At 50.0% G+C, this 3,770-nt stretch carries 1 tRNA gene and 2 rRNA genes; all 3 read left to right on the plus strand.

The features are described from left to right. Positions 1-116: 116 nt before the first annotated feature. A 16S ribosomal RNA gene (locus ACFORF_RS02685) occupies positions 117-1,674 on the plus strand. 83 nt (positions 1,675-1,757) lie between these two features. Then, positions 1,758-1,830, plus strand: a tRNA-Ala gene (locus tag ACFORF_RS02690). Between the two features lie 149 nt (positions 1,831-1,979). After that, positions 1,980-3,770: ribosomal RNA gene (locus ACFORF_RS02695) — 23S ribosomal RNA — on the plus strand; the annotation flags it as partial.

A 3,770-nucleotide genomic window follows, 5' to 3' on the forward strand; every position in this document is an offset into this window, starting at 1 on the left:
ATGCCCTTTGAAAACTGAACAAGACGAACCAAGTTGGGATTGAACGGATGTTTAATCCCGTCAAGAACAATAAAACGGATAAGCCAGATGGTTTAGCCGGACAAACAATTATTAATTTAAATGAGAGTTTGATCCTGGCTCAGGACGAACGCTGGCGGCGTGCCTAATACATGCAAGTGGAACGCACTTCATCTCACCGGAGCTTGCTCCACCGAGAAGAAGTGAGTCGCGAACGGGTGAGTAACGCGTAGGTAACCTGTCTCATAGCGGGGGATAACTATTGGAAACGATAGCTAATACCGCATAACAGTAACTATCGCATGATGGATGCTTGAAAGGTGCAATTGCATCACTATGAGATGGACCTGCGTTGTATTAGCTAGTTGGTGAGGTAACGGCTCACCAAGGCGACGATACATAGCCGACCTGAGAGGGTGAACGGCCACACTGGGACTGAGACACGGCCCAGACTCCTACGGGAGGCAGCAGTAGGGAATCTTCGGCAATGGGGGGAACCCTGACCGAGCAACGCCGCGTGAGTGAAGAAGGTTTTCGGATCGTAAAGCTCTGTTGTAAGAGAAGAATGTTGTGTAGAGTGGAAAGTTACACAAGTGACGGTATCTTACCAGAAAGGGACGGCTAACTACGTGCCAGCAGCCGCGGTAATACGTAGGTCCCGAGCGTTGTCCGGATTTATTGGGCGTAAAGCGAGCGCAGGCGGTTTCGTAAGTCTGAAGTAAAAGGCAGTGGCTCAACCATTGTATGCTTTGGAAACTGCGAGACTTGAGTGCAGAAGGGGAGAGTGGAATTCCATGTGTAGCGGTGAAATGCGTAGATATATGGAGGAACACCGGTGGCGAAAGCGGCTCTCTGGTCTGTAACTGACGCTGAGGCTCGAAAGCGTGGGTAGCGAACAGGATTAGATACCCTGGTAGTCCACGCCGTAAACGATGAGTGCTAGGTGTTAGGCCCTTTCCGGGGCTTAGTGCCGGAGCTAACGCATTAAGCACTCCGCCTGGGGAGTACGGCCGCAAGGCTGAAACTCAAAGGAATTGACGGGGGCCCGCACAAGCGGTGGAGCATGTGGTTTAATTCGAAGCAACGCGAAGAACCTTACCAGGTCTTGACATCCCTCTGACCGGCCTAGAGATAGGCTTTCTCTTCGGAGCAGAGGTGACAGGTGGTGCATGGTTGTCGTCAGCTCGTGTCGTGAGATGTTGGGTTAAGTCCCGCAACGAGCGCAACCCCTATTGTTAGTTGCCATCATTGAGTTGGGCACTCTAGCGAGACTGCCGGTAATAAACCGGAGGAAGGTGGGGATGACGTCAAATCATCATGCCCCTTATGACCTGGGCTACACACGTGCTACAATGGTCGGTACAACGAGTCGCAAGCTGGTGACAGTAAGCAAATCTCTTAAAGCCGATCTCAGTTCGGATTGTAGGCTGCAACTCGCCTACATGAAGTCGGAATCGCTAGTAATCGCGGATCAGCACGCCGCGGTGAATACGTTCCCGGGCCTTGTACACACCGCCCGTCACACCACGAGAGTTTGTAACACCCGAAGTCGGTGAGGTAACCGTTTGGAGCCAGCCGCCTAAGGTGGGATAGATGATTGGGGTGAAGTCGTAACAAGGTAGCCGTATCGGAAGGTGCGGCTGGATCACCTCCTTTCTAAGGAAAAAGGAAGACTTGAGTTTGTCTTGTTTAGTTTTGAGTGGGCATACACCCCAAACCTAAACGTACAGAAGATGTACGGGGCCTTAGCTCAGCTGGGAGAGCGCCTGCTTTGCACGCAGGAGGTCAGCGGTTCGATCCCGCTAGGCTCCATTACCTAATTAAGGTTAGGTAAGAGTTGTTCATTGACAATTGAATATCTATATCAAATTCCACGATCAAGAAATTGATTGTAGAAAGTAACAAGAAAATAAACCGAAACGCTGTGTATTTTAAGAAATACCAAAAAAGATTAATTTAAAGGTTAAGTTAATAAAGGCGCACGGTGGATGCCTTGGCACTAGAAGCCGATGAAGGACGTGACTAACAACGAAATGCTTTGGGGAGCTGTACGTAAGCGCCGATCCAGAGATGTCCGAATGGGGGAACCCGGCAGGTTGATGCCTGTCACCCGCCACTGTTAAGGTGGTGAGGAGGAAGACGCAGTGAACTGAAACATCTAAGTAGCTGCAGGAAGAGAAAGCAAACGCGATTGCCTTAGTAGCGGCGAGCGAAACGGCAGGAGGGCAAACCGAGGAGTTTACTCCTCGGGGTTGTAGGACTGCAATGTGGACTTAAAGAGTATAGACGAATTACCTGGGAAGGTAAGCCAAAGAGAGTAATAGCCTCGTAGTCGAAATAGTCTTTATACCTAGCAGTATCCTGAGTACGGCGAGACACGCGAAATCTCGTCGGAATCTGGGAGGACCATCTCCCAACCCTAAATACTCTCTAGTGACCGATAGTGAACCAGTACCGTGAGGGAAAGGTGAAAAGCACCCCGGGAGGGGAGTGAAATAGAACCTGAAACCGTGTGCCTACAACAAGTTCGAGCCCGTTAATGGGTGAGAGCGTGCCTTTTGTAGAATGAACCGGCGAGTTACGCTATGATGCGAGGTTAAGTTGAAGAGACGGAGCCGTAGGGAAACCGAGTCTGAATAGGGCGGATTAGTATCATGTCGTAGACCCGAAACCATGTGACCTACCCATGAGCAGGTTGAAGGTGCGGTAAGACGCACTGGAGGACCGAACCAGGGCACGTTGAAAAGTGCTTGGATGACTTGTGGGTAGCGGAGAAATTCCAAACGAACTTGGAGATAGCTGGTTCTCTCCGAAATAGCTTTAGGGCTAGCGTCGATGTTAAGTCTCTTGGAGGTAGAGCACTGTTTGGATGAGGGGGCCATCTCGGTTTACTGATTTCAGATAAACTCCGAATGCCAAGAAGATATAATCGGCAGTCAGACTGCGAGTGCTAAGATCCGTAGTCGAAAGGGAAACAGCCCAGACCACCAGCTAAGGTCCCAAAATAACTATTAAGTGGAAAAGGATGTGGGGTTGCACAGACAACTAGGATGTTAGCTTAGAAGCAGCTATTCATTCAAAGAGTGCGTAATAGCTCACTAGTCGAGTGACCCTGCGCCGAAAATGTACCGGGGCTAAAATAGTTTACCGAAGCTGTGGATTCCTTTAGAGGAATGGTAGGAGAGCGTTCTATACGCGACGAAGGTATACCGTGAGGAGTGCTGGAGTGTATAGAAGTGAGAATGCCGGTATGAGTAGCGAAAGATGGGTGAGAATCCCATCCACCGTAAGACTAAGGTTTCCAGGGGAAGGCTCGTCCGCCCTGGGTTAGTCGGGACCTAAGGAGAGACCGAAGGGTGTATCCGATGGCCAACAGGTTGATATTCCTGTACTAGTGTATATAGTGATGGAGGGACGCAGTAGGCTAACTCAACCCAGCGAATGGAAGAGCTGGGCTAAGCAGTGAGGTGTGATATGAGTCAAATGCTTATATCTGTAACATTGAGCTGTGATGGGGAGCGAAGTTTAGTAGCGAAGTGAGTGACGTCACACTGCCAAGAAAAGCTTCTAGCGTTTAAGTATACACTACCCGTACCGCAAACCGACACAGGTAGTCGAGGCGAGTAGCCTCAGGTGATCGAGAGAACTCTCGTTAAGGAACTCGGCAAAATGACCCCGTAACTTCGGGAGAAGGGGTGCTGGCTTTAAGTCAGCCGCAGTGAATAGGCCCAAGCAACTGTTTATCAAAAACA

Origin of the sequence: Streptococcus caprae (genome assembly GCF_042649745.1) — a bacterium.
Classification (GTDB): Bacteria; Bacillota; Bacilli; order Lactobacillales; family Streptococcaceae; genus Streptococcus; species Streptococcus caprae.